Genomic DNA, 26,146 nt, shown 5'->3' with positions numbered 1-26,146 from the left:
TGTTCATTATTATGAAAATTGGCGCTTATTTTTTGTCCAAGTAAGCTTGATTTTAGCAACCTTATTCAGTTGCAACGGTAAAACGTTGCTTAATATGCTTAGCTTTTTCTGCCTCATCAATCATGGCAATTGCATAATCGGCATAACTGATTTGGCTTTTTCGTTGGCTGTTAAATAACACCTCTTCACCACCCAAGATATAATGACCAGTTCTTTCCCCGTCAGCGTTAAACTCAATGGCTGGGCTTAAATAAGTCCATTGCACATCATCGCACGTTCTAAGCGCATCAAGTGCTTTGGCCATATTGGTGGCTAATGGTTTAAATGCCTCAGGAAAATCAGGTGAATCAACCAAACGCAGTGAATGCTGAGGATTAACATATAAACTGCCTGCTCCCCCAACCACTAATAGGCGATTTGTTTTACCGATTAATATATCGGTTAAATGCTTTAAACTGGTTTGATGTAACGGCAGTGATTCCAGTGCCCAAGTACCAAATGCATCGATAATCACATCAAAGGGTTTTAAATCAGTATAGGTTAATTCAAACAGATCTTTAATCATCACGGTTGCTTTTGGATCGAGCTGTTGACTCGCTTTACGCACTATTGCGGTAACGTCATGTCCTCGTGAAATCGCCTCTTTTACTAAAAGTTGCCCTGTTTTACCACTCGCACCAATGACTGCAATTTTCATACTTTGCTCCTTTCAAGCGTTTAATGATTAATATGATATAAGAATGGTTTTAGATTAGTCTTTAACGTTTCTACTGTAAAGTAGGTACCAAATAGTGCTATAGTATCTTTTTTGAAACTATTGTTGAATTTTAAGCATTAATGATTAAATTAAATGAAGAAACCCCCGTTTGTCCTGTTGAAATAACATTAATGTTAATGGGCGATAAGTGGAAAGTCTTAATTGTGCGAGACCTGCTTACAGGAACCAAGCGCTTTGGTGAACTAAAAAAATCGCTGACCGGCATATCGCAAAAAGTCTTAACTCAGCACCTGCGTGCTATGGAAAAAAATGGATTATTAACTCGCAAAGTGTATGCCGAGGTTCCGCCAAGAGTTGAATATACATTAACCGAGGTTGGACAAAGTCTAAAACAAGTGCATGATGCCATGTTAGCGTGGGGAAAGGCTTACAACAAATTAAAAGCGGATGAGTAATCTTTTCCTCATCCGTCAATCAATCATAATTAGCCGTCAAATGCTTCACAGCCAAAATAAAACTCATCTGATTTGGCATTTTTGTCACGACCGATAAGCATGATACTCGGAAAATGATTTTCTTCTGTGATTGGGGCTGTATATCGATAATATTGACCAATATCACCCCAAGACATTTCTTCTTTTAAATAGGCTGGGATTGGGATTGCCCCCATTGCTTTGGCAAATGTATCTATATCACCTTTAGCAATCGCATAAAAGTATGAACCACTATCACCTTGGTATTTAATTTGTGATACAGTCGTATTCATTATTTCCAGCGGTTTGGCAAAGTGATACTCTAAATTAATCAGCCCATCATCTTCTAAGTTTTTTTACGGTAATGTTTTGTTGGTTAAGTTGTTTAACCACTTTTGCATCACGACCATCAATCGGAGCAACCTTGCATAATAAAGCCGCTTTAAATTGTGCTTCAATTGTATTATTTGTTTCGGTCGCTAATGCATATGTTGAAAAACCTAAAATAAGCAGTGAACAGCATAAAAATCTGTATGGCACCTTTATTTTTTCCTTTTAAAATCATCATTTCAATTATTTTATATTATTGCAAAAAATAAATGATTGATATTACATCTTATACCAAATTTGTGATTGACAATGAATTAGAATGCATAATTTTATAGCCTAATTTAACCAATTTCTTTTGACTAGTAACAAGATCATTTTATGTAAAAAAATTCAATCCGATATGTGTACATAACACTTCAATTGGACGGGATAAAAACATATTGGTTTTAGGTGTTAACTATATAAGTCTTGTTTAGATTTACATGGGATTAATATAACTTGCTGTATTTCCATTGTTATGATTTAAATTTCTAAATTAAAACAAAGCATTGATAGTTTACAATAAAGTATCGGTTGTATATAATGTCGCACTCTTTTCTAAAGAGAAAAGTTGTAGGAAAACAGTAAAGTAGAGGTTAAGCACGTTAAAATCCAATATTTTTTTCATGTGTATTAACTGTTACAGCAATCATTGAAAATTAAATTGTTATGTAGTTATTTTTTTACATTATCTGTTTAATAATCAATAAGTTTTTAATTATTATAAATATTATATTTATTTGAATTATCTTTTATTATTTAAAGTAAGGAGTTTTTATGGAAACCAATTCTGATTTTGTAGGAAGTAACCGTTCAGTTGTTGTAACTCTTTTATTGTGGTTTTTTTTCGGCACATTTGGTATTTATAGAATGTATTTAGGTAAAGTTGGTACAGGTATTTTAATGCTTATATTAACACTATTAGCGTTTTTGACTTTTGTTTTTTTTATCGGTATTTTTATATTTTTAGGGCTTTTCATCTGGTGGATAATTGATTTAGTTAGAATACTAAAATCACCTAAGATGGCTAATATGCCTTAATTTTGAAGTTTTAAGGACGATATAATTACTAAAACGACAAAATTAAAAGATTATTTTATTAATCCTGATTTTATCTTTAATAGTAAGCAAACTGAAGTAGTTATAACAATTATTGAGAGGAGACTTCTTTTTAAAGAAGTAAACCTAATTGAATTATAGCTTTCTTCCTAAAAGTTGAAATTTTAATTTAATTGAAATTTCAACTTTTACCTACAATCATTATTCTTGCATTTTCCCTGTTCATTAATTTTATTAAATCAACCTTAAATGCTAGTAAGTAGCATCAATTAAAAAAATCTTCAATAAATTGCGAATGACTAATCAAATAATGATTTAAAATTATATCAAATTTTATTCTACAGAAGTTGTAAATATCCCAAATTTAGTACAATGTGGCGGTTGGTAAAGGGAATTCAGATTGGTTATGGTCTTGCTCGCATGGTGCGGGTAGAGCTGAAAGACGGCAATCAATGCGTAGCAAAAAAGTGGTGACTGATAAGGTTAATTTGCCATGGCAATGTATTACCTTAAAAGAGGAACGTCTACGTGAAGAAGCCCCTGCGGCTTATAAACCGATCACACCTGTAATCGAATCGCAAGAAAATGCTGATTTAATTAAGTCAGTGGTAAAACTTAAACCTTGGATCACGTTTAAAGCGTGATCAAGCAAACAGCCCAAGATTTGTTAGTTTGGGCTGTTTTTATAATTAATTGCTATTCCAAATTTTTAGCATTGTATTTTGTTTATGTTGTAATATCACTAGATATTGAGTTTGGAATAAATTGCGCAATAAAAAGCTTTAAAGATTGAGTTTGTTTTACTCATCCAGCTCTCGGCATTATTAACCCAATAAGTTTGAGACAATGTTTTTTTCCTTTTAACCAATTTAGCATTCATATATAACAATCGACAATTCCTATTGCAAACAAGAGAAATACAATAAGTAGGTTTATTATAGAATTTAGTGATAGAATTAACTGTCACCTTTATTATTCATTATTATTTTTTTCCTCTATACAAAAACAAGCAATTTTATGTTCGTTATAATTAATCAGCTGCGGTTGTTCAATTGTACAACGTGGAAATGCCAAACGGCATCGAGCATGAAAAGCACAACCCAAAGGAGGGTTAAGAGGGCTTGGTAACTCGCCGTCTAATTTAATTCTATCTCGCCTAAGATCTGGATTTAATCGTGGTGTTGCTGATAATAGTGCCTGCGTATACGGGTGCTTAGGGTTATGATAGATTTCATCTTTCCGTCCTTGTTCAACGCAACGGCCTAAATACATCACCATTACTTCATCAGCAATATGCTCAACAACGGAAAGATCATGAGAAATAAAAACATAAGATAAACCAAGTTCTTGCTGTAGATCCATCATCAAATTTAGCACTTGTGCACGCACAGAAACATCTAATGCCGAAACAGGTTCATCGGCAACCACTATTTCAGGATCAAGCATTAAACCTCTTGCGATAGCAATACGTTGCCGTTGCCCTCCTGAAAACATGTGGGGATAACGATTATAAAACTCTTCTTTCAAGCCAACTTTTTGCATCATTGATAGCACTTTTGCTTTACGATCATTTGCGGTTAAATCCGTATTGATAATTAGAGGTTCTTCTAATATGGAACCGATTTTTTTGCGTGGATTGAGTGATGAGTATGGATTTTGGAAAACGATTTGGATCTTTTGGCGACGCAATTTTTGAGCTTGCAGATCATCATCTAACAGATTCTGATCTTTAAAATAAAGTTCTCCCGATGTGGGTTTTTCGATCATGGTCAATAATCTTGCCAATGAAGATTTACCACAGCCTGATTCACCAACAATTGCAAGTGTTTTACCTTTACCTAATGTAAAAGATACACCATCAACAGCTTTAACTTGTTTAGCTTCAGAAAAAAAACCAGTTTTAACATGGTAATACTTTGTTAAATTTCGGGCATCAAGCAGTAATTGTTTATTTTCCATATTATTGTTCATATTGTGGTATCCCTTCGCTCGATAATGGATAATGACATTTTACTTTTCTAGTTTCACTGTAGCTAAATAATGCTGGCTCTTGGGTATAACAACGTTCAGTAGCATAAGGACAACGCGGATTGAGTAAACAGCCCATTGGTCGATCATATTTCCCAGGTACAACACCCGCTAACGATGCTAACCGCTCTTTATCTTGCGTAAATTCAGGCAGCGAGCGTAATAATGCTTGCGTGTAAGGGTGTAATGGCTTTTTAAAGATAATTTCAGCATCACCTATTTCAACGACTTGTCCGGCATACATGACAATAATTTTTTGCGCTGCTTCAGAAACTAACGCTAAATCATGCGTAATCAAAACTAATGCCATATTATTTTTGCGTTGTAACTCAAGCAATAATTCGATAATTTGTCCTTGAATTGTGACATCCAGTGCGGTTGTTGGTTCATCAGCAATTAATAGTTTAGGGTTACATGCAATTGCTATTGCGATCATGACGCGTTGGCTCATACCACCAGATAATTGATGCGGATAAACGTTTAATCGATTTTCCGCATCAGCAATACCCACTAATTTAAGCAATTCAATCGCTCTTGCTTTGAGTGCTTTTTTACTGCCACCTTGGTGAATTTTCAAGGTTTCAATGATTTGATAACCTACGGTAAAACATGGGTTTAAGCTTGTCATCGGATCTTGAAAGATCATTGCCACATCTGCACCGACAATTTTACGACGCATTTTAGTTGAGAGCTGTTGCAGGTCTTTACCATCAAAATGTAATGCATTGGCATTGACTTTACCTGGAAAGTCAATTAACCCCATAATAGCGAGAGAACTTACTGACTTTCCTGAACCTGATTCCCCCACAATGCCAACAACTTGTCCTTGTTCAACGTCATAACTAATGTGATCTACCGCTTTAAATCCACCAAATTGAACAGATAATTCTTTTACTTCTAATAGTGCCATAACTGTATCTCCATTACTGCTTCAATTTAGGATCAAGCGCATCTCGCAAACCGTCTCCCATTAAGTTGAAAGCTAACACGGTCATTAAAATGACTAAACCAGGAAAGGTAACTACCCACCATGCAGATTGTGCAAATTGCAATACGTCAGCAAGCATGGTTCCCCATTCTGGTGTCGGCGGCTGTGCACCCATGCCTAAAAAACCTAATGCAGCCATGTCTAAAATCGCATTAGAAAATCCTAATGAAGCTTGCACAATTAATGGTGCCAAACAGTTTGGCAGTATATTTATAAACATTTGCCGTAAGGCTCCTGCTCCAGCAACTCGTGAGGCAATGACATAATCTTTATTAATTTCAGCAATCGTTGCGCTACGGGTTAAACGGACATAATGTGGTAATGCAACAAAAGCTAATGCCATTGAAGCATTAATAATAGATGGACCAAATATCGCAACTAAAACAAGTGCAAGTAATAAGCTGGGTAAAGCAAGCATGATATCGACAGCACGCATAATTATATTATCTAAAAAACCCCCTACATAACCGGCAATCAATCCCACTGAAATTCCTAAAATCAATGAGATAATAACGACTAAGCAACCCACTAATAAAGATAAACGCGCCCCATAAATGAGTCTAGATAAAATATCCCGCCCCACATCATCAGTCCCTAAAATAAATTGCCAACTGCCATCTTTCATCCAAACCGGTGGCGCTAATAAGGCATCTCTAAACTGTTCAGAAGGAGAATGCGGTGCAACAAAATTAGCAAAAATAGCGAGTAATACAACAATAATAATAAAGACTAATCCAACGACAGCACCTTTATTTTTTGAAAAATAAAACCAGAACTCACGCATAGGCGTTAATGGTTTAGGTTCAACCAAACTGGTGTCCCTCATATTGGTTGATTCAGTAATAACCTGTTTATTCATCTGTAAACACACTCTTATTTATGTCTAATACGCGGATTGATAACGCCGTACAACACATCAACTAATAAATTTACCAAAATAATCATGACCGCAACAATTAAAACGCCACTTTGCACTACGGGATAATCTCGACGTTGCAGCGATTCAATTAACCAACGACCAATTCCCGGCCATGAAAAGACGGTTTCGGTCAATATTGCACCAGCAAGCATTGTACCAACTTGTAAACCGATGACTGTCACCACAGGTATCATCGCATTGCGTAATGCATGAATAAGGATGATTCGCATTCGACTAACGCCTTTAGCTCGTGCAGTTCGGATATAATCTTCACTCAACACTTCTAACATAGAAGAACGGGTCATGCGGACAATGACCGCTAATGGAATGGTACCTAATACAATGGACGGTAAAATTAAGTGAGTAACGGCATCGATAAAATCTTCTGTTTCACCCCATAATAAAGTATCAACTAACATAAATCCGGTTAAAGGTTTACTTTCATCTAAGAAAAGCATATCGCTAACACGACCTGATACTGGAGTTAAATTTAAATGCACAGAAACTAACGTAATGAGCATCATTCCCCACCAAAAAATTGGCATGGAATAACCCGTTAAAGACAAACCTATTGCTGTATGATCAAATATTGAACCGCGTTTTACAGCGGCAAGCACGCCGATTGGGATCCCAAAACTAATTGCAAACAACATCGCGCAAAATCCAAGCTCAAAGGTGGCTTTAAAGCGGGGTACAAATTCATCCCATACCGGAATTTGGCTTTTAAAAGAGATGCCTAAATCGCCATGAAGCATGTTTATAATATATTGAAAATATTGTTGATACAGTGGTTTATCTAAACCCAGTTGAGTCATTAATTCAGCATGGCGCTCAGGGGTTAAGCCTCGCTCTCCTGCAAGGACCGTAATGGGATCACCCGGAATAAGGTGAACGAAAATAAAAGTCAGCAGTGTAATACTAATAAAAGTCGGAATAAGTACACCTAACCGTTTTAAAATAAATTGAAACATGTAGTGGCTCTTAAATATTGCTTCTAAACTATCGTTTATAAAATAGATAAAATTTTTTTTGTTATTAAAATGGATTTATAGCTCTAAATTTAGCAAAACCCAACGTAGTGATTAACCACACCTGGGTGGTTAATCGCAAGGAATACTATTTTTCAAGCGTAACTTGGTTAAAATTATGTAATGCTAAAGGAGCCATAATATAGCCTTTAACCTCTTTACGTATCGGCAAATAAATCATTGAATGTGCAATCATTAATGCAGGTGTTTGCTCATGCATCTCAACTTGCGCTTGTTTATATAGCTCCACTCTTTTTTCGTGATTTGACTCAACACGAGCTTGCTGTAATAAATCATCAAATGGTTTATAGCACCAGTGTGAATAGTTTGAACCTGCTTTAACCGCATCACAACTCATCAAAACAGAATAAAAGTTATCAGGATCACCATTATCCCCCGACCATCCCATTAACACTGCATCATGTTCACCAGCACGAATACGAGATAGATATTCTCCCCATTCATAACTCACAATTTTAGCTGTTACACCAATTTTAGCCCAATCAGCTTGGATCATTTCAGCCATACGGCGTGCATTTGGGTTATATGGACGTTGTACTGGCATTGCCCATAAGTTGAGAGTAAATCCGTTTTCTAATCCTACTGATTTTAATAACTCTTTTGCTTGCACTGGATCATAAGGATAATCTTTTACTTCATCGTTATAACCCCACATAGATGGTGGAATAAAGTTTTTAGCCGGTTCAGCCGCACCTTGAAAAACAGCTTTTATAATCGCATCTTTGTTCACGGCCATATTTAATGCTTGACGAACTTGCAACTTATCAAGTGGTGGCTTATCCATATTGTAGGCTAAATAGCCAATATTAACCCCAGCCATTTCTTTAACAACAATATTATTGTCTGATTTCATTCGCTCAATATCTGCTACATTTGGATATGGCATTGCATGACATTCTCCTTTTTGTAACTTGGCATAACGAATTGCAGGATCTGGTGTAATTGAAAACACTAAACGATCAAGCTGGGCTTTAGGGCCAAAATAATCGGGATTTGCTTTATAAAGAATTCTTGAATCTTTTTGGTATTGAACAAAAGTAAACGGACCAGTACCAACGGGGACTAAATCAACTTTTTCGGGTGTGCCATTTTTAAGCATCACATCGGCATATTCGGCTGATAAAATAGAAGCAAATGACATTGCTAAATCGGCTAAAAAAGGGGCTTCTGGATGGTTTAATTCAAATACGACAGTATAGTCATCAATCTTTTTAATTTCTTTGATTAAATCTGGAAATCCCATGCTTTCAAAGTATTCATATTGCCCACCTGAAACGTTGTGATAAGGATGATTATTATCCTTTTGTCGCATAAATGTAAAAATAACATCATCAGCATTTAAGTTTCGGGTTGGTTTGAACTCTTTATTGCTATGCCACTTAACATCATCGCGTAAATGGAAAGTATAAGTTAAACCATCTTGGCTGATATCCCAAGATTTCGCTAAAGCAGGTTCAATTTCGGTAGTACCTAATTTAAATTCCACCAAACGGTTAAAAACAGGAACTGCACTCGCATCCATTGAAATACCGCTGGTCACTAACTGTGGACTAAATGTTTCAGGTGAAGCCTCTGCACAATAAACTAACGTTCCTGCAGCATGAAGTTGTGCACTAGCAAGCATTGTTATTAGCCCTGCGCCCAACAAAAATTTACGTTTATATTTCCTTAGATTCCTCATAAAATCACCTCAATTATTGAACTGTAAACCTATTTTGTAATACTTAACCAAAGTTAATATCATCATATTTATAATATTTTTTAAATACAGATTGAGTAAAATGTGCCAATTTTGATTTTTACATCAATTAACTTTTACTTTATTTATATTTTCGCTATCTATCGCACTAATATGGTGCAAAAATGCACCATAATTAAAATTATGATATTGCCTAGCAATTTACAATAACATTCCATTTTTGATTAAAATAATTTCTAACACGAGCATAACGGAAGTCAAGTGCTGTGTAACAGATATAACATGCAAAAATAGTGCCATTTTTAATTCACATTAAAGGTAATACTAAAAAAGAGCATATAAATATGTTCTTTGTATTTTGTTCAATTTATATAGTTCTAAATTTATTATAGAGTTTGTTTCTTAATAATTGATTTTTATAGAATGTATTATAATTATTGTAAATAAAATAATCATTAAATTAATGATGTAAAATTAACTTATTACTGGATTTAGTTTAATTTCAGTTGAACACAGTTGAGGAGTAAAACAAGAAGAAAAGCTTATCTGAAAAGGATTTAGGCATAAAAAAACAGTTAAATGCAGGTCTTAGAATTTGGTGATTGGGGCTCGGATACGGGTTTAAGCCTTGTGGTTACTGGATTTAAAAAATTTAGATGAAAAATATACCCGTATTTGTATCCCTAAATTGAGCTACTTTTAAAATGTATAATTAAGCTCAATTTTATTACCATAAAGAGATTAGCATTGTTCTTTCCTGAATTCCTGAATCAACAAATCCAAATTTAATATAAAACGCATTGGCTTCATCTGTTAAGCTATGTTCCAATAGTGCTCTAGAACCAACTTGTTTAGAGACTTCTTTCGAGCGTAATATAGCATCTTTTAATAATGCCGCACCTAATCCTTTTGCTTTGTAATTTTTATCAATAGCTAAACGGCCTAAGATAATAACCGGAATAGGATCGGGCATATTGCGCTTAAATCTACTCAATGTTAGTTGTCGATGTTGGATACTTCCAGTTGATAAACAATAAAAGCCGATTACTTTGTTATTGTCACAAATCACAAATGTACGGAAAGCACCACTTTTTTGATTTTTTAAGGATTTTTTCTTCAACCACTCATTCAAAGACAACTCTTCACAATCAAATGATGTAAAATCATGATGTTCATTCAATAAGTGCGGCGCTTCTATTTTTCCCATGGTGACTTCCGAGACAATAAAGCTTGTATTTTTTCATTACTATCAAAAGAGGCTTCTATTGCATGATTGAAGGCATTTATCTGTTCATCGTCGATTAAAAAAAGACGCTGATCAAGCAAAACATCTTCAGCCTTTGAGCAGGCCGCTTCTAAAATAAAATCAGTTCGTGATTTAGATAGTAAATGAGCCGCAATATCAATCAATTCTTTTTGGGATGCCTTAGCTCTAATATTAATAGGCGATTCTTTGGTTTCAGTTCTCATTTTAATTGCCGTTTTTTAATTTAGTATGAAAGTACTGTGGTATATATTGTATATCAAATTGATATACAAGTGAAATGGTGTTTAAAAATCAAAGAAATAATTAAATAGCATAAATGCCAGTGAGTATAAAACACTAAAACAAGCAGCATGGTTTTCTACTTGAATCTTGTACTAAGTTTGGGGTATTTACACATATGTTCCAACAAGAAACATTTTTACCGCCCCTTGTAAAGAATATATAGATGAAAAAAATTCCACATACAAGAAAAACAAATAATTATCTTTTAAAAAAAACGTTAAATCCATATTATGGATACACATCATTATCAAATCTTAAAATTTGATAATTGATATCATAAAGCGGAATAATAACCTCAACGCTAATTAAATAAAGAAACTTGAATTTCACAAGCAATTCTCTATAACCCTTGCAAACAAAGGCTTTAAAGCCATTTTATGGATACACGCCATTATCGAACCAAATGTATCCGGGTTTGTATCCGATTTTCCTCTTGATTTGGGGTAATTCCAGTTGAATTCAGTTGAGTAGTGAAACAAGGTGAAAGGCTTATCTGAAAAGGCTTCAGACATAAAAAAACCTGCTAGAAGCAGGTCTTAGAATTTGGTGATTGGTGCCCGGACGCGGAATCGAACCACGGACACGGGGATTTTCAATCCCCTGCTCTACCGACTGAGCTATCCGGGCAACAATGGATGCACATTAAACACGATTCGTGATTATCAGTCAATCCTTTTTGTAATATATTTTAAAAAAAATATATTGTTTGATTGAAAAATAGCTAATCACCTTCATATTAATAGCTAGTTTCTAATAATATGTCTTTATGCTTATAGGAATTGTTATATGCGATTTATTGGTTTTATTATTTTTTTTATTTACGTTTATTGTGAGGTTAGTTTTTTCATTGCAGTTGCAAATACAATTGGGGTTTTTCTTGCTTTAATTTGTATTATTGCAACGTCAATTCTTGGTTTTTCATTAGTCAAGACTCAAGGTTTGAAAAATCTTAGTATTATGCAGCAAAAAATAGCAAATCAACAAAGTCCTAAAGACGAAATCATTAAAAGTGTTGCGTTGCTTTTCGCTGGTTTTTTATTGTTTATTCCGGGTTTTTTGACCGATATTTTAGGTGCTTTGCTGTTAATACCTAACGTTCAAGAACATATTGTGAAGTTTATTGTGCGAAAAATGCCGATTAAATCGAGATTTGTATCGTCTCAAACACTTTACCAAAATAATGATATTATTGAGGGCGAGTTTAAACATAAGGATGATGAATAAATAGTCAATTAAAAAATTTTTTATTTTATCCTCTTGAAGAGTTTGAAATAATCCCCATGTAAAGTGAACAATATTATAAAATCGTAATTTTATGATTTATCTTTAATAATTATCTATTTAAAAATTAGTGCTAGGAGATAACTAATGAAAATTCGTCCATTGCATGATCGTGTGATCATTAAACGCAAAGAAGTAGAATCAAAATCAGCTGGCGGTATTGTGTTAACTGGTTCAGCAGCAGGTAAATCAACACGTGGTGAGGTTTTAGCTGTGGGTAATGGTCGCATTTTAGAAAATGGCCAAGTTCAGCCGTTAGATGTTAAAGTTGGCGATATCGTAATTTTTAATGAAGGGTATGGCGTTAAAACAGAAAAAATCGATAATGAAGAAGTGCTTATCTTGTCAGAAAGCGATATTCTAGCCATTGTTCAAGCATAATATAATTAGTAAATAGTTTAACTTATATACAGAATTTAGGAGAAAGACGAAAATGGCAGCTAAAGATGTAAAGTTTGGTAATGACGCTCGCGTTAAAATGCTTAAAGGCGTTAATGTATTAGCTGATGCAGTTAAAGTAACTTTAGGTCCAAAAGGGCGTAATGTAGTATTAGATAAATCATTTGGTGCGCCAACTATTACTAAAGATGGCGTTTCTGTTGCGCGTGAAATCGAATTAGAAGATAAATTCGAAAACATGGGTGCGCAAATGGTTAAAGAAGTTGCATCTAAAGCAAATGATGCAGCGGGTGACGGTACAACTACTGCGACTGTACTTGCTCAAGCAATTGTTAATGAAGGCTTAAAAGCGGTTGCGGCCGGTATGAATCCAATGGATTTAAAACGTGGTATCGATAAAGCAGTTGTTGCTGCTGTTGAAGAGCTTAAAAAATTATCTTCACCTTGTGCTGATTCTAAAGCGATTGCTCAAGTAGGTACTATTTCAGCTAACTCTGATGAGACTGTTGGTACTTTGATTGCTCAAGCAATGGAAAAAGTTGGTAAAGAAGGTGTTATCACTGTTGAAGATGGCACTGGTTTACAAGATGAGCTTGATGTTGTTGAAGGTATGCAGTTTGACCGAGGTTACTTATCTCCATATTTCATCAACAAACCAGAAACGGCAACAGTTGAATTAGACAACCCATATATTTTATTAGCTGATAAAAAAGTATCTAATATCCGCGAATTATTACCAGTGCTAGAAGCTGTTGCTAAAGCAGGTAAGTCACTATTAATTATTGCTGAAGATGTTGAAGGTGAAGCGCTTGCAACGTTAGTGGTTAACACTATGCGTGGTATTGTTAAAGTTGCTGCTGTGAAAGCGCCTGGTTTTGGTGATCGTCGTAAAGCAATGTTACAAGATATTGCAATTTTAACTGCTGGTACTGTGATTTCAGAAGAAATCGGTTTAGAACTTGAAAAAGCAACACTTGAAGATTTAGGTCAAGCAAAACGTGTTGTTATTAATAAAGACAACACCACTATTATTGATGGTGTGGGTGAAGAGTCTTTGATTTCAGCTCGTGTTGAACAAATTCGTAAACAAATCGAAGAATCAACTTCTGACTATGATAAAGAAAAACTTCAAGAACGCGTTGCAAAACTTGCTGGCGGTGTTGCTGTAATTAAAGTTGGTGCTGCCACTGAAGTTGAAATGAAAGAGAAAAAAGCACGCGTAGAAGATGCTTTACATGCAACTCGTGCTGCTGTTGAAGAAGGTGTGGTTGCTGGTGGTGGTGTTGCTTTAGTTCGTGCAGCATCAGCAATTTTAGGCCTTAAAGGTGCTAACGAAGATCAAAACGTAGGTATTAAAGTTGCATTACGTGCAATGGAAGCACCATTACGTCAAATCGTAACTAACTGTGGTGAAGAAGCATCAGTTGTTGTTAACGCTGTTAAAGGCGGTAAAGGTAACTATGGTTATAATGCTGCTACTGAAGAATATGGCGATATGATTGCAATGGGTATTTTAGATCCAACTAAAGTTACTCGTAGTGCATTACAATATGCTGCATCAGTTGCAGGCCTTATGATTACAACTGAATGTATGGTAACTGATTTACCTAAAGATGATAAAGCTGATTTAGGTGCCGCTGGTAGTATGGGTGGCATGGGCGGTATGGGTGGAATGATGTAATTTCCGCGTCAGTACAACAGATACATTTCAATATAAACCACTCGGTTATGCGAGTGGTTTTTTTATAAATTCTTTTCTAGCATTAATAGCTGTTTTCACTTGTCAAAATAAAATGTTGAATAGATAATAACATCATGAAAAGATGAAACTTATCTTTTTGTAAGAATAAATTAGTAATTCACGATTTATCCTTTTTATTTGAAATAGGATTTAAAGTCGGTAAATAATCAGTAAATATAGAAACAAATAATATAATAAGGAAAGAAATAATGAGTGTATCTTCAAGAAAAAAAGTAGCCACTACTGAACAGAGCGATTATTCGGTTAGACAGCGACAAAAAGCAGCTAAAGTAGAAAATCCGCTTGATAAAATTAAAGAAAATACTTTTTTTAAAGTTATTTTTTCAGATAGTCTTTCTCTTGAACAAAAAGTAGAAGAAGTCACTCACATTTTAGAATTTACTGATAATAAAGAGGCTGATCGAGCCAAAATTCAAGAATTTGATACATTTAAAGAATATTTGCAATCCATTTCAGAAGAGATGTCTAAGCAACGTATCGAGATGACTGATACCGAAGTATTTGCTGAGTTACAAAGAGTTTATGCGGATTTTAATAATGATCTTAATGACTTTATTGAAAAAATAAAACCCCTTACCGAGCTTACTGATGCACTGTATAACTTACGCCAAAATGGTGAAACTCGAAATGCTTTAGCTCAAATCAAAGCCGATCAAGAGTGGGATGAAGAAAAAGCTGCGCAAAAGGCCAATGTGCAAGGCGAAATTACAAATATAGAAAAACAAATATCAGGACTACAAAAAGAAATAGTTTTATTGCAGCAAGATAAAACATTCTTTGGTTTTGGGAAAATTAAAGCTTTATCAAAAGAAAAAATTGATCTTAATGAAGAAAAAATCACTCAGTTAAGAGAACAAATCCAAAATAAGAATAAAGTGTTAAATGATATCCAAACAGAAATTACACAACGCCATGAGCAACGTACGGAATCACTGGATGTTGAAAAATTAAAAGAGTTGCTGAATTTAACTTCAGAACAGCATACATTGCGCCAAGCAGATATGGTTGAATCAGCGTTAAAATTTGTTAATCAAGGTAAAGAACGTTTTGGTGCGATTCGTAATCATCTGGAAAAAATGGTTAAACAAATTGAAGGGCTTAGTGACAATAATGGCAATATGATACAAATTTATGCCATTATGAACGAAGCTACTAAAAAAGTTGAAAAAGTACATAGGGAACGTAGACAAGAGCTTGAAAATAAAGATGTTGGTGATAATCTGTTAGAGTCAATGAAGCTTGATGAGGCTAGACGCAATTTAGATGAACATATCGACACAGTGTCAACAGCAACAGTTGATACCATGCAGACCTATGGCGAATTAACAACAGAAGCCATCAAAATTCGCAATATGCAAGCAGCAACGAAAAAACAAGTTGAAAGTGCAAGAGCAATGCATTCAAGAGGTATTGCATCGGTGGCTTCACAACTTAGTGTTGTGGTAACTGCCGTTAACTCAGCGGCGATTAATGAAGCACAATCAATGGCTGGTAATACTTTAGCCGAAATGACTCGAGTTACAAATGATATTGCAAAAAATGAAGCAATCCGAATTGCAACTGGGCATGATGAAATTAATAACGATTTAGAAGCTATGTTACAAAACCTAGCAGAATTTGGTGATACCCAAAAAGAAGCGACTGAAATCACTCGTTCAGCACTAGAAACAATGCGCGCGAATTTAGAAGAAATTGAAAAAATGTCTAAAGATGTTCAAAGCGATACGAGGGAGTTTATTGCGGTGACAGGCGATGTTTTATCAGAAAAATATGAAACTAAAAAAGAAAGCACCAGTGGTACAACCTCACCCTTTAAACTGTAATAAAGGAATTGCATAATGTTGTTAGTTAGAGGGCGTGAATATTTAGCGCAATATCCTAATTTTACCTTAGTTGGTAGGGAACATGATTTAGAACGAATATCGTCTATTCTTATTCGAAAATCATCAAATTCACTTTTATTAACAGGACCAGCAGGGGTAGGTGTTTCAATGCTTACCCTTGGTTTACAAGCTATTAAAAATAGTCCAGATACACCATTTGATTTGATTGTAAAAAAATTATTTTGGTTGAATTGCGATGCGCTTTTTTCGAGCGGTGATAGTGCTAAGATTAATAATGAATTTCAAAGTATCTTAAAAAAGTTAATGCAAACGCCTGAATCTGTCCTAATTATTACTGATACAGCTAATTTTTTGGAGGGGGCACACAATACTGGTAATGCTCACTTTATTAATGCGTTAAATAACGCCGATAAATCAAATAATTTCCAAGTTATTTTGGAAGTGCGAGACGATAAACTGAGTAGTGTATTAAAAGCTAGTACGAAAATGCCAGAACTTTACACGCTTTACGATGTTAAAGAGCCGGTTGGTGAGGATTTGAAAAATATTGTTTCGGTGGTTGCAAAAGATCTTTCTGATCATCATAAAATTCAAATTAATGAAGATGCTATTGATGAAGCGATACACTTAACTAGTAAATATCGCGATAGTTTAGGCTTAGGGGGAGCACAACCTCAAAGAGCGATTTCGTTACTTGATCGCGCACTTGCTAGTTACCGACAACTTACACATAAACAGCATCCTAAAATTGTTGAATTAATGGATAAAATTGCAAAAAGTAACAATGAAACGGAACGGCAAGATTTGCAACAACAACTTGAACAATGGCAGAAAGATTGGCATGAATTGAAGTCAGAAATTAATAAAACTTATCAATATCAACGTGATGCTGAAACATTACGCTTTCAATTGCAAGATGAAATCACTCAGCTGCAAGAAGAAGAGGATAACAACAATAATTCACAGTCTACGGCCGTAAAAACATTTGCTCAGTTTACTGCTGGCGGATTTGATTCTCCTTCAGTAGCTAAATTGAAAGAAAAGGTTCGACAAATTGATACCGAAATTGCTCAAAACAACGAACGACACCAGAAATTGGTAATGTTAGCCAATAAAGACTTGCGACTTAATCGCCAAGAGGTAATCATAGAGTTTAGTAAAGTTTCAGGAATACCGGCAAACAAACTGGATGAAAATGAAGTTGAAAACTTGATTAATTTGGAGGCAAATTTATTATCAAGAATTTTTGGTCAGGATAGTATTGTCAAACATGTAGCTAATTCAGTAAAAGTTGCTAAGGTTGATGCTTTAGAAGAACCAGGCCCTGCAATGTCTTACCTATTTTTAGGACCATCAGGAGTGGGTAAAACTGAAATGGCTAAAGCGTTAGCTAAATATGTCTATGGTGACGAAAAGTCGTTAGTTCGTTTTGATATGTCTGAATACATGGAAAAACATGCAGTTGCTAAATTGATTGGGGCTCCCCCTGGATATGAAGGATTTGAAGCTGGTGGTATATTAACTAACTCAGTTAGATCAAAACCTATTGGTATCTATCTATTTGATGAAATCGAAAAGGCACATCCTGATGTATTTAATATCTTTTTACAGATCTTATCGGATGGGCGGTTAACTGATAATGTTGGTAGAACAGTCGATTTTTCTGATATTATGATTATTATGACTTCAAATATTGGACAACCTTACTATTTAGATCCCAACCTTTCAGATGAAGCAGCACGCGAATTGGCGACAAATGAACTTAATAATACTTATCGTTCTGAACTGCTTAATCGGTTTAATGGACGTGAAAATATTCTCCATTTTAAACGTCTTCCTATGGAGGTTATTGAGCAGATTATTCGACGCGAAATAGATAAGCTGAATCAAGCATATCGGCCTCGTGATTTTACTATAGAGATATCAGATTCTTGTATAAGTGCATTTTGTCATGATCATTACGATTTAATTCGTGGTGCTCGGGGATTGCCTGGTTATATTAAAACTAATATTAGGCCATTTATCGTAAATCATATTTTACAAAATCCTAATGATAAAGGTGTATTCCAAGCAGTTTATAATCAGCAGACTCGTAGTTTTGATATGACATTTTGTAAAATTTAAAAAGATGTAAAATAGAGATGTTTTCCACAAACTGTTATCAGCAAAGGTAACAGTTTTATTTTACATTACCATAGGCTTACTTTAAGGGCATATGATAACGCTATAAGAATCCTCTTTAAAATAAGAAGTTCGTCAAGATAAAAACCAAAGAAGGACTAATTAGATAGATGTTGATAAAGTGTTATTGTTCCAATCATGATAAGCACTAGCCCCCCTAAGAATTCAGCTCGCTTACCAATTAAACATCCCATTTTATTGCCCAATAATAATCCAAAGGTGACCATTAAACATGTTGCAATTCCAATCATTGTTGCAGCAAAACAGATATTGACGCTAGCTAATGCCAATCCAACACCAACAGCAAATGCATCTATGCTGGTTGAAATAGCAGTAAAAACTAACATCAAAAAAGTTTTTTTTGATGATGTAACTTCATTTTCTTGGCAATGATCATCAGTCTGTTTGAAACTATTATAAATCATGTTAAGGCCTAAAAATAACATGACACCAAAAACAACCCAATGATCCCATTGTTCGATATATTGCAGTGCAATATAACCAATTAACCAACCAAGTAAAGGTGTAATAGCCTCAACAATACCAAATAAAATACCGACTTTTAATGCCTCAATGAATGGTATTGATTTAAGGGAAATCCCTCGACAAATAGCGACTGCAAAGGCGTCGGTTGACATTGCCAATGCTAATAATAAAATAGCCCAAAAGCTCATGACATATACTTTTACTGAAAATTATAATGATGTTAATGGTTTAAATAATAATTGTTTGTGACCTATTCTTTTGTTATTGAAAACAAATAATTTGCAACTTTAATGTCTCCCTTTTTTTGATAAATTTCAGCTGTTTTTTTGACATTATCTCGTCTATTTGCGTCGTATTGGAAAAGTTGTGTAAACATTAAATCAGCTGTTTTTTTATCATTATTTTGGATAGCACAATAGCCATATTGTTCATAAGCATCAGCTTTCCAACGATGGCGATCTAACTCAATACTTTGTTCAAACTGTGCTTTTGCTTCTTGATAACGATTCAGACCACATAAAAAAGAACCATAATGTACATGATATAATCCATTACCTGGCTGCATTAACGTAATACGTTTGTAAATCATTTCGGCTTCGTTATATTCACCCACATGTTGATCAAACATTGCCATCGCCAACATGACTTGAGGGTTGTCTGGTGAGTATTGCGCTGCTAATTTTAGATTATAATGTGCTGCTTTAATATTTTCTTCTGACTCATTTGCTTTAGCAAGATAACCCAACCCGAGTCGCATTCTTGCTAAAGCAGCTTTTTCTGGATCAAATTCATCGTTGCTTTTCATTTGACAACCAGACAGCATTATTATCAAAAAACAGCTAAATAATATTAACAATTTTTTCATTTATCCTTCCTTTCATTTCTTTATAAAGGTCTATTCTTATGCTGTTTGCTGGGCAATGTTTTGTTTTTTATAAAGTGTTCTTTTAGTACGGTCAACAACTTCGCCAGCTAACTGGCCGCATGCGGCATCAATATCATCACCACGTGTTTTACGGACAATGACAGTAAATCCATATCCCATTAATGTTTTCATAAAACGGTCAATACGAGTATTTGAGCAACGTGAATAAGGCGCACCAGGAAACGGATTCCAAGGAATTAAATTAATTTTACTTGGCACATTTTTTAAAAATGTAGCAAGTTCATGGGCATGTTCAACACTGTCGTTAATTTGATTAAGTAGCACATATTCAATTGTTACCTTGCCATGATTAGCATTTGAAGTAGAAAGATAACGCAAAATAGAATCACGTAACATTGCCATATTATATTTTTGATTTATTGGCATAATTTCACTTCTAATCTTATCATTTGGAGCATGAAGTGAAATGGCTAATGCAACATCAATCATACCGGCAAGCTTATCTAAGGCAGGAACCACGCCTGAAGTGGATAATGTGACCCGTCTTTTGGATAAACCATAGCCAAAATCATCTAACATAATTTCCATTGCGGGAGCGACATTAGATAAATTAAGTAGTGGTTCACCCATTCCCATCATAACTACGTTAGTGATAGGTCTATCAGCTAATTTACCCGTTACCCCAATAGCATTTGATGCACGCCAAACTTGGCCAATAATTTCAGAAACAGTTAAATTACGATTAAATCCTTGTTGAGCTGTCGAGCAAAATTTACATTCTAGTGCACAACCAACCTGTGAAGAAACACATAATGTAGCACGATCTCGCTCAGGTATATAAACAGACTCAATTAATTGATTGTTACCCACATCAAGAGCCCATTTTATTGTACCGTCAGAAGAACGTTGTTCTATGGCAATCTTCGGAGCTTTAATTTCAGCTAAAGTTTTTAATTGTTCCCGTAGTTTCTTATTGATATCGGTCATTTGATCGAAATCATCTATCCCAAAATGATAGATCCATTTCATCACCTGATCAGCTCTAAATGGTTTTTCGCCGAGTGAAATGAAGAACTCTCTTAATTGTTGGCGTGTGAAATTGAGTAAATTTATTTTTTCGTTACTTGGATTCATTGTAGTTAGATTCATTGCGTTTGGAGAGTCTGAACAACTTGCAGACATAGTGGATGTACATGGTGTTGACATAAGGCCTCGTTTTTACACATTATGGCTATTTCAATTTTTAGAAAAAAGATTATACTGTTTTTCACCTTATCTTGCTATTAAAGAATAGATGTAATATTTAAAATGAAAGGTAAATCAACAAAATTAAAAAACATTCTTTGTGTAATTCAATCATTAACGTTACTTTTATGTTCGACTGTTACTATGGCCCAAACAATATCATTGAATAAACTAACAGGACAATTTGATGAAAAAAAGGACAAGGATTTTATTACATTAGACTCAACTGAGTTGCCTGTTAATAAAAAGGGAATGTATCTACAAAAAGAAGTGGCAGAGCAGCTAGTAAAAGCGTTTAAAGACTTTAAAAAAGAGTATCCAAATATCCCTTTTATTGTGGTAAGTGCAACACGTAACTACACTTACCAAAGTGGAATTTGGCAACGGAAATGGGATGCATTGTCTGCTAAATTTAATGATCCTCAAAAAATTGCGGAAGAAATTTTAAAATATTCATCAATGCCAGGTACTTCACGTCATCACTGGGGAACAGATGTTGATATTACTAGTGTTTCTTCCGAATATTTTAGAAATGACCCAAAAGGTATTATTCTTTATAAGTGGCTTCAAGAGAATCTACCTAAATATGGATTTTGCCAATCATTTAATAACGGGAGAAGCGGCGGATATCAACTTGAAGAATGGCACTGGTCATACCAGCCTATTTCTAGTCAATATATTGCACAATATAAAGCCATATTAGAACGTGATCCAGATGCTATTATGAGAATATTAAACTTCACTGGTCACGATAAAATTAAATTAGAAAGCCTAGTTAAAGAGTATGTATTGACCGTTAATACTGACTGTTATTAACATTGTTAATATTAAAGATTTCTCCAATAAGGCAAGCATATTGTTACAATAAGTCCACCGTCATCTCGATTTGTTGCTTGGATAGTACCGTTATGCATAATGACGGTTTTTCTAGCTATTGCTAATCCTAAACCATAGCCTTTACCTAATTGAGGAGACTGAATTCGGACAAACGGTTCAAAAATACTGGATAATTTATTTGCTTCAACACCAGGTCCACGATCTTTAACTTCAATTTGTAAATACTTACCTATTTCTTTTAATGAAACTTCTACTGCTTGTCCCGCTTTTGAAAAGCGAATTGCATTTCGTATAATATTTTCAACAGCGCGGCGTATTTGTTCTGAATTGCCTTTAACAATCGAATGAGTAATTGATGATGAAGTAAAATGTACATCAATTAATTGGTGATTAGCCTCATAGTTAGCATCGTTGATAACGACACCTATTAAGGCTTTTAAATCAAAATATTCATCAGTACGATTATTCATTTCAGCACGAGAATAATTTAAAATCTCACCAATTAACTGATCTAATCGTTGTGATTCTAGCTCTATCCTAGCTAAAGCCGTATCGATGTTTTGTTTATTCTGTTGAGCAAGCCCAATTGCTAACTGTAAACGGGCAAGTGGCGTTCTGAGTTCATGAGAAACATCATGAAGGAGCGATTGACGATCAGAGATCAAGATATTAAGTTGCTCAACCATCATATCGAAATCTTTACCTAGCTCACTTAACTCATCGCGGCGGGGTTTTAATTTATTGAATAATCTAACTGAAAGATCGCCTTGAGATACTCTGAAAAAACCTTGTCTTAATAACCTCATTGGCCTGGTCAAATTCCACGCTAAAAAAAGGCTAAAAACAAGCCCAACACATATTCCCATTAACACAATTGGCATTGGCATATTGAACCATGCTTTTTTGTTATGGTCATCTTTATCCTCTTTAAATGAAATAGAATAAAGTGTGCCGTCTGGTGCTACGGCCATGCGTTGATAGGCATAGGTTGGAGTTTCTAATTCATCGGTTAAAATATTGACTTGCTCATTAAGAGGGGAAACTAATTTTATTGACAATAAACTCCTCTCTTGTTCAGGTAAATGTGCTATAAAATTAAGTGTTTCATCTTCTCCTGCCACATGTAATAACTGAGCAATCATATCGACTTTTGTCGGCATATGATTGAGGAATCTTTGCGTTTTATTTTCTACATAAATTGAAAACGCAATCCAAGTTAATTGAAAGGTAAGATAAAAGATAACCCCAAATATAATGAGTATTTTCCAAAATAATCGATGATTCATTTCAAGCCTATTAGATCATTAACGAATACGGTAACCAACAGCCCTAATAGTTTCAATTGTCACATCATTTTGTGCAACTTGATGTAATTTTTGGCGAATGTTACTGATATGTACGTCTACACTACGATCGTAAAGTTCTCGTGCTCGTCCAAGGCCAATTTCGGATAATTCTTCTTTAGTTACCACTCGTTCGTTATGTTTTACCAATAGAACTAACAAATTAAACTCAGTTGATGTTAAGTCAATAGCTTGTCCATTCCAAGTACATAATCGCTGTGGTAGATCCAGTGTCAAACCGTTAAAATGGTATTTTTTATCATCAACCATTTCAACCGAACGTTCATCAAATCGTCGTAAAACTGCACGTAATCTTGCCAATAATTCACGTGGGTAACATGGCTTAGGAATATAATCATCAGCGCCTAATTCTAATCCCAAGACGCGATCGATATTATCGCCTTTGGCTGTGAGCATGATAACTGGCATATTACATTGTTGACGGATACTTTTTAATACATCAATACCATTAATATCCGGTAGCATCACATCTAAAATTGCTGCACGATATTTACCCGATAATGCTTCATCGATACCATTTTTACCCAAATAAACGCTTTTGATATTAAATCCTTCATTAGTCAAATATTCACTAAGCATCTGTGATAATTCAATATCATCATCAATTAATAAAATATTTATCATATATCGCCATTATTATCTAATTTTAGGTAGTTACATTATTGCAATAATAAAAAAAAAGTCAGGCAGTTTTACTAAAATATTACATATTTTAAGCTATTCCTGATTATTTAATTTACTATCAAATTACGTAAAAAATTTCATATTAACTATACGTTTTAGTATAAATTTTAAACTACTAATAAATATAAGTGAAATTGAATGATTATTAGGAGATCGTATCATCCAATTCTTAACTAAGATATATAAAATAACATTCACGAATATTATTTTATAAATATAATATGGAGATAAAAAATGAAACAACAAGTATTATGAAACTAATATTTATGAAGATCTAATCATGTTAGAAACATTTAAGGTTATCAAATTTTATACCCCTAACGCTTTTTATATAACCAATTGATGTATTTTTTTTAAATTATGCTGGACAATATTATATTTTATGCGTAATATTTCGTCCTGCTTCTATGGTGGCTATAGCTCAGTTGGTAGAGCCCTGGATTGTGATTCCAGTTGTCGTGGGTTCGAATCCCATTAGCCACCCCATTTATAGAATGCAAAAATATCTAACGGCGAGTAGCGCAGCTTGGTAGCGCAACTGGTTTGGGACCAGTGGGTCGGAGGTTCGAATCCTCTCTCGCCGACCAATTTTTAATAAAAGCCCACTTATTTGAGTGGGTTTTTATTATCTTCCAAACAATTGACTCATTTCTAATAACTTTAGTGAATAATTAAAAAATCGCTTAGAGCTCCTTTGTATTAATTTCAGTTACAACTACGATTTAACAAGACTTTTTCTTATTTTTATTTTAATGATTTAATTTCTTTGATGCTGAAAAATTGTGATCAAGACGACAATTTTGGCACCAAAAAATAATAACATGTATTTATTTGTTTATTTTTTAGTAGGTATTATGTAGATTAAGATACATCTATTGAATAAGCGGATCCAAAAAACATGGAGGAAATGTCTTTGGAATATCGTGATGTTGCTTCTAAAATTTATGTAGAAGAACAAATTAAAGCAAATCCATCTGTTATTAAGAAAATATCGACAGAAAGAGGGCTTGCTGAATACTTTAATGTCAGTAGAACAACAGTGAGAAGGGCATTAAATAACTTAATTATGGAAAGCTATTTATCCCAAAATGAAAAAAATTTGGAATGTAGTGAGATTTTTGAGATAAATATGTTAAAAATGTCTTCATTTAGTGAAGAAGTTAAAAAAGACGATAATAATCAAATTACAATAAAAGTTATTTCTAATCAAATCATTAAAATGCCTGTGGCGCTAAGAAAGTTTTTTTGTTCGAATGAGCAATTAACTAGAATTATAAGGCAACGTTTATTAGGTGAAACTCCCCTATCTTATGAAATCACCTATTTATCTTCCGAAAAATTTAAAAAATTAGATCAAATGGATTTAAATGAAGTTTCTCTTTATCAATTTTTGAGAGATCACTATCACCTTGTTCCAAGTCATGGACGAGAAGAGATTGCCTATGAAGTAGCAACCGGAGATAAAGCAACATATTTGCAAGTGATTGTCGGTACACCCATTTATAAAGTATCAAGTTACAGTTTCGATGAGAATTTTCAGCCTTTTGAACACACTGTTCAATATTTGACCGGAAATAAATTTAGATATCATTTATCTGCTAAAAATATTTTTGATTATAGGGAAATATCTAAATGAGTTTGTTTGAAAAAATAGCCGATCATTTAATGGAGAGAATTACCACCGGACAATATGGAGTAGGTTCAGAATTACCACCAGAAGGACAGTTGCAAAAAGATTATGGTGTAAGTAGAACAACTATCCGAAAAGCAATTGATCTGTTAGTCGGTAAAAATATGGTTGTCAGGAAAAAAGGCGTTGGTTTGTTTATTGCACCAACACTTTCTATACAAACTATTCTAAAAATGACAGGTATTATTAAACCTCATATTTATCAAAATTATAAGAAAGTCATAAAAGAATCCTATCTAAGGGTAGCTGGAAATTACTATAGCCAAGTATTAAAAATAAAACCTGCTGAGCTTATCTATTACGTTAGTTTTTTAGAAGTCGCTAAAAACAGCATCGTCAAAGAAATTTTTCTCTTGCCTCTTAATTATTTTCCAGACTTTCAAATTTCAATAATAAAAGTTTTATCTGCACTTGAAATTACTAATTCCGGAAAGAGAAAAGTAGATAAATTAGAACAGGATTTGCAATTAATTGTGGCCAATGCTGAATTAGCTAAACAGTTACGATGCAAAATAAACGACCCATTATTTAAAATTTCTAATCACTATTTTGATATTAATAGCGAACCGATTGCCATTGAGTATAGGTTTGCTAGCAATACTCAATATGTGGTCGATTTTACCAAGGAGGTATAAC

The 26,146-nt window shown here is 34.2% G+C and carries 25 protein-coding genes, 3 tRNA genes and 1 pseudogene; 13 read left to right on the top strand and 16 right to left on the bottom strand.

Features of this window, described 5'->3' with window-relative positions; genetic code table 11:
* Positions 1–61: 61 nt before the first annotated feature.
* Entirely contained in the window at positions 62–697 is a 636-nt protein-coding gene (locus ACYH9I_RS08990; RefSeq protein ID WP_483560415.1) for an NAD(P)-dependent oxidoreductase, read from the bottom strand.
* Between the two features lie 140 nt (positions 698–837).
* Here ACYH9I_RS08990 and ACYH9I_RS08985 point away from each other — a divergent pair, with 140 nt between their 5' ends.
* The gene (locus tag ACYH9I_RS08985) at positions 838–1,173 is read left to right on the top strand and encodes a winged helix-turn-helix transcriptional regulator (RefSeq protein WP_483560414.1); all 336 of its coding nucleotides are present in this window, start codon (positions 838–840) and stop codon (positions 1,171–1,173) included.
* A 29-nt stretch (positions 1,174–1,202) separates the two neighbouring features.
* On the opposite strand, the gene ACYH9I_RS08980 is transcribed toward ACYH9I_RS08985, so the two are convergent.
* Positions 1,203–1,484: a hypothetical protein gene (locus ACYH9I_RS08980; RefSeq protein ID WP_483560413.1), complete on the bottom strand. Its 282-nt coding sequence runs from the start codon at positions 1,482–1,484 to the stop codon at positions 1,203–1,205.
* Between the two features lie 46 nt (positions 1,485–1,530).
* The gene (locus ACYH9I_RS08975; RefSeq protein ID WP_483560412.1) at positions 1,531–1,731 is read right to left on the bottom strand and encodes a hypothetical protein; all 201 of its coding nucleotides are present in this window, start codon (positions 1,729–1,731) and stop codon (positions 1,531–1,533) included.
* 606 nt (positions 1,732–2,337) lie between these two features.
* Here ACYH9I_RS08975 and ACYH9I_RS08970 point away from each other — a divergent pair.
* Together ACYH9I_RS08970 and ACYH9I_RS08965 are read left to right on the top strand one after the other, a co-directional pair.
* Entirely contained in the window at positions 2,338–2,601 is a 264-nt protein-coding gene (locus tag ACYH9I_RS08970; protein ID WP_091348136.1) for a TM2 domain-containing protein, read from the top strand.
* A 392-nt stretch (positions 2,602–2,993) separates the two neighbouring features.
* A pseudogene (locus ACYH9I_RS08965) lies at positions 2,994–3,263 on the top strand (RtcB family protein); the annotation flags it as partial.
* A gap of 328 nt (positions 3,264–3,591) precedes the next feature.
* On the opposite strand, the gene ACYH9I_RS08960 reads toward ACYH9I_RS08965, so the two are convergent.
* The 8 genes from ACYH9I_RS08960 to ACYH9I_RS08925 all read right to left on the bottom strand — a co-directional run bounded on the left by ACYH9I_RS08960 (position 3,592) and on the right by ACYH9I_RS08925 (position 11,478).
* Complete coding sequence (locus tag ACYH9I_RS08960) at positions 3,592–4,590, bottom strand: peptide ABC transporter ATP-binding protein (protein ID WP_483560411.1); 999 nt, start codon at positions 4,588–4,590, stop codon at positions 3,592–3,594.
* Complete coding sequence (dppD, locus tag ACYH9I_RS08955) at positions 4,580–5,557, bottom strand: dipeptide ABC transporter ATP-binding protein (RefSeq protein WP_483560410.1); 978 nt, start codon at positions 5,555–5,557, stop codon at positions 4,580–4,582. Before dppD ends, ACYH9I_RS08960 begins: the two co-directional genes overlap by 11 nt.
* A 13-nt stretch (positions 5,558–5,570) precedes the next feature.
* Complete coding sequence (gene dppC / locus ACYH9I_RS08950; RefSeq protein WP_160402210.1) at positions 5,571–6,461, bottom strand: dipeptide ABC transporter permease DppC; 891 nt, start codon at positions 6,459–6,461, stop codon at positions 5,571–5,573.
* Between the two features lie 47 nt (positions 6,462–6,508).
* On the bottom strand, positions 6,509–7,525 hold the full coding sequence (gene dppB, locus ACYH9I_RS08945; protein WP_483560409.1) for a dipeptide ABC transporter permease DppB: 1,017 nt from the start codon (positions 7,523–7,525) through the stop codon (positions 6,509–6,511).
* A gap of 145 nt (positions 7,526–7,670) precedes the next feature.
* Complete coding sequence (locus tag ACYH9I_RS08940) at positions 7,671–9,284, bottom strand: ABC transporter substrate-binding protein (protein WP_483560408.1); 1,614 nt, start codon at positions 9,282–9,284, stop codon at positions 7,671–7,673.
* Positions 9,285–10,029: 745 nt separating this feature from the next.
* Positions 10,030–10,500 (bottom strand): GNAT family N-acetyltransferase, encoded by a 471-nt coding sequence (locus ACYH9I_RS08935; RefSeq protein WP_483560428.1) that lies wholly within the window; start codon positions 10,498–10,500, stop codon positions 10,030–10,032.
* Complete coding sequence (locus ACYH9I_RS08930; RefSeq protein ID WP_065561594.1) at positions 10,497–10,772, bottom strand: type II toxin-antitoxin system TacA family antitoxin; 276 nt, start codon at positions 10,770–10,772, stop codon at positions 10,497–10,499. Before ACYH9I_RS08930 ends, ACYH9I_RS08935 begins: the two co-directional genes overlap by 4 nt.
* A 630-nt stretch (positions 10,773–11,402) precedes the next feature.
* Positions 11,403–11,478, bottom strand: a tRNA-Phe gene (locus ACYH9I_RS08925).
* A 159-nt stretch (positions 11,479–11,637) separates the two neighbouring features.
* On the opposite strand from ACYH9I_RS08925, the gene ACYH9I_RS08920 reads away from it, so the two are divergent.
* The 5 genes from ACYH9I_RS08920 to ACYH9I_RS08900 all read left to right on the top strand — a co-directional run bounded on the left by ACYH9I_RS08920 (position 11,638) and on the right by ACYH9I_RS08900 (position 18,261).
* On the top strand, positions 11,638–12,075 hold the full coding sequence (locus ACYH9I_RS08920; RefSeq protein WP_483560407.1) for an FxsA family protein: 438 nt from the start codon (positions 11,638–11,640) through the stop codon (positions 12,073–12,075).
* Positions 12,076–12,219: 144 nt separating this feature from the next.
* Positions 12,220–12,513: a co-chaperone GroES gene (locus tag ACYH9I_RS08915; protein WP_034915350.1), complete on the top strand. Its 294-nt coding sequence runs from the start codon at positions 12,220–12,222 to the stop codon at positions 12,511–12,513.
* Positions 12,514–12,565: 52 nt separating this feature from the next.
* Entirely contained in the window at positions 12,566–14,212 is a 1,647-nt protein-coding gene (gene groL, locus ACYH9I_RS08910) for a chaperonin GroEL (protein ID WP_483560406.1), read from the top strand.
* 269 nt (positions 14,213–14,481) lie between these two features.
* Positions 14,482–16,116 (top strand): hypothetical protein, encoded by a 1,635-nt coding sequence (locus ACYH9I_RS08905; protein WP_483560405.1) that lies wholly within the window; start codon positions 14,482–14,484, stop codon positions 16,114–16,116.
* A gap of 15 nt (positions 16,117–16,131) precedes the next feature.
* A complete protein-coding gene (locus ACYH9I_RS08900; RefSeq protein ID WP_483560404.1) occupies positions 16,132–18,261 on the top strand; it encodes an AAA family ATPase in 2,130 nt (709 codons plus the stop codon).
* 155 nt (positions 18,262–18,416) lie between these two features.
* On the opposite strand, the gene ACYH9I_RS08895 is transcribed toward ACYH9I_RS08900, so the two are convergent.
* The 3 genes from ACYH9I_RS08895 to rlmN form a co-directional block, all read right to left on the bottom strand.
* Positions 18,417–18,992, bottom strand: a complete 576-nt coding sequence (locus ACYH9I_RS08895) for a manganese efflux pump MntP (RefSeq protein WP_483560403.1) — start codon at positions 18,990–18,992, stop codon at positions 18,417–18,419.
* A gap of 62 nt (positions 18,993–19,054) precedes the next feature.
* A complete protein-coding gene (locus tag ACYH9I_RS08890; protein ID WP_483560402.1) occupies positions 19,055–19,669 on the bottom strand; it encodes a tetratricopeptide repeat protein in 615 nt (204 codons plus the stop codon).
* A 36-nt stretch (positions 19,670–19,705) separates the two neighbouring features.
* Complete coding sequence (rlmN, locus tag ACYH9I_RS08885) at positions 19,706–20,839, bottom strand: dual-specificity RNA methyltransferase RlmN (RefSeq protein WP_483560427.1); 1,134 nt, start codon at positions 20,837–20,839, stop codon at positions 19,706–19,708.
* 240 nt (positions 20,840–21,079) lie between these two features.
* Here rlmN and ACYH9I_RS08880 point away from each other — a divergent pair, with 240 nt between their 5' ends.
* Positions 21,080–21,751, top strand: a complete 672-nt coding sequence (locus tag ACYH9I_RS08880) for a M15 family metallopeptidase (RefSeq protein WP_483560401.1) — start codon at positions 21,080–21,082, stop codon at positions 21,749–21,751.
* An 11-nt stretch (positions 21,752–21,762) separates the two neighbouring features.
* Here ACYH9I_RS08880 and ACYH9I_RS08875 read toward each other — a convergent pair whose 3' ends face one another.
* Entirely contained in the window at positions 21,763–23,058 is a 1,296-nt protein-coding gene (locus ACYH9I_RS08875) for an ATP-binding protein (RefSeq protein WP_483560400.1), read from the bottom strand.
* An 18-nt stretch (positions 23,059–23,076) separates the two neighbouring features.
* A complete protein-coding gene (locus ACYH9I_RS08870) occupies positions 23,077–23,757 on the bottom strand; it encodes a response regulator transcription factor (RefSeq protein WP_483560426.1) in 681 nt (226 codons plus the stop codon).
* A gap of 473 nt (positions 23,758–24,230) precedes the next feature.
* Here ACYH9I_RS08870 and ACYH9I_RS08865 point away from each other — a divergent pair.
* The 4 genes from ACYH9I_RS08865 to ACYH9I_RS08850 all read left to right on the top strand — a co-directional run bounded on the left by ACYH9I_RS08865 (position 24,231) and on the right by ACYH9I_RS08850 (position 26,145).
* A tRNA-His gene (locus ACYH9I_RS08865) sits at positions 24,231–24,306 on the top strand.
* Between the two features lie 24 nt (positions 24,307–24,330).
* Positions 24,331–24,407: transfer RNA gene (locus tag ACYH9I_RS08860), tRNA-Pro, on the top strand.
* Between the two features lie 326 nt (positions 24,408–24,733).
* Positions 24,734–25,456 carry a GntR family transcriptional regulator gene (locus tag ACYH9I_RS08855; protein WP_483560399.1) on the top strand — a complete coding sequence of 241 codons (723 nt, stop codon included), beginning with the start codon at positions 24,734–24,736 and terminating at the stop codon, positions 25,454–25,456.
* Positions 25,453–26,145, top strand: coding sequence for a GntR family transcriptional regulator (locus ACYH9I_RS08850; RefSeq protein WP_483560398.1), 693 nt, complete (start codon positions 25,453–25,455; stop codon positions 26,143–26,145). Before ACYH9I_RS08855 ends, ACYH9I_RS08850 begins: the two co-directional genes overlap by 4 nt.
* The last annotated feature ends 1 nt before the right edge of the window (position 26,146 follow it).

It is taken from the genome of Gilliamella sp. X-23 (assembly GCF_057063545.1).
This window is presented reverse-complemented; position numbering and strand designations above follow the sequence as displayed.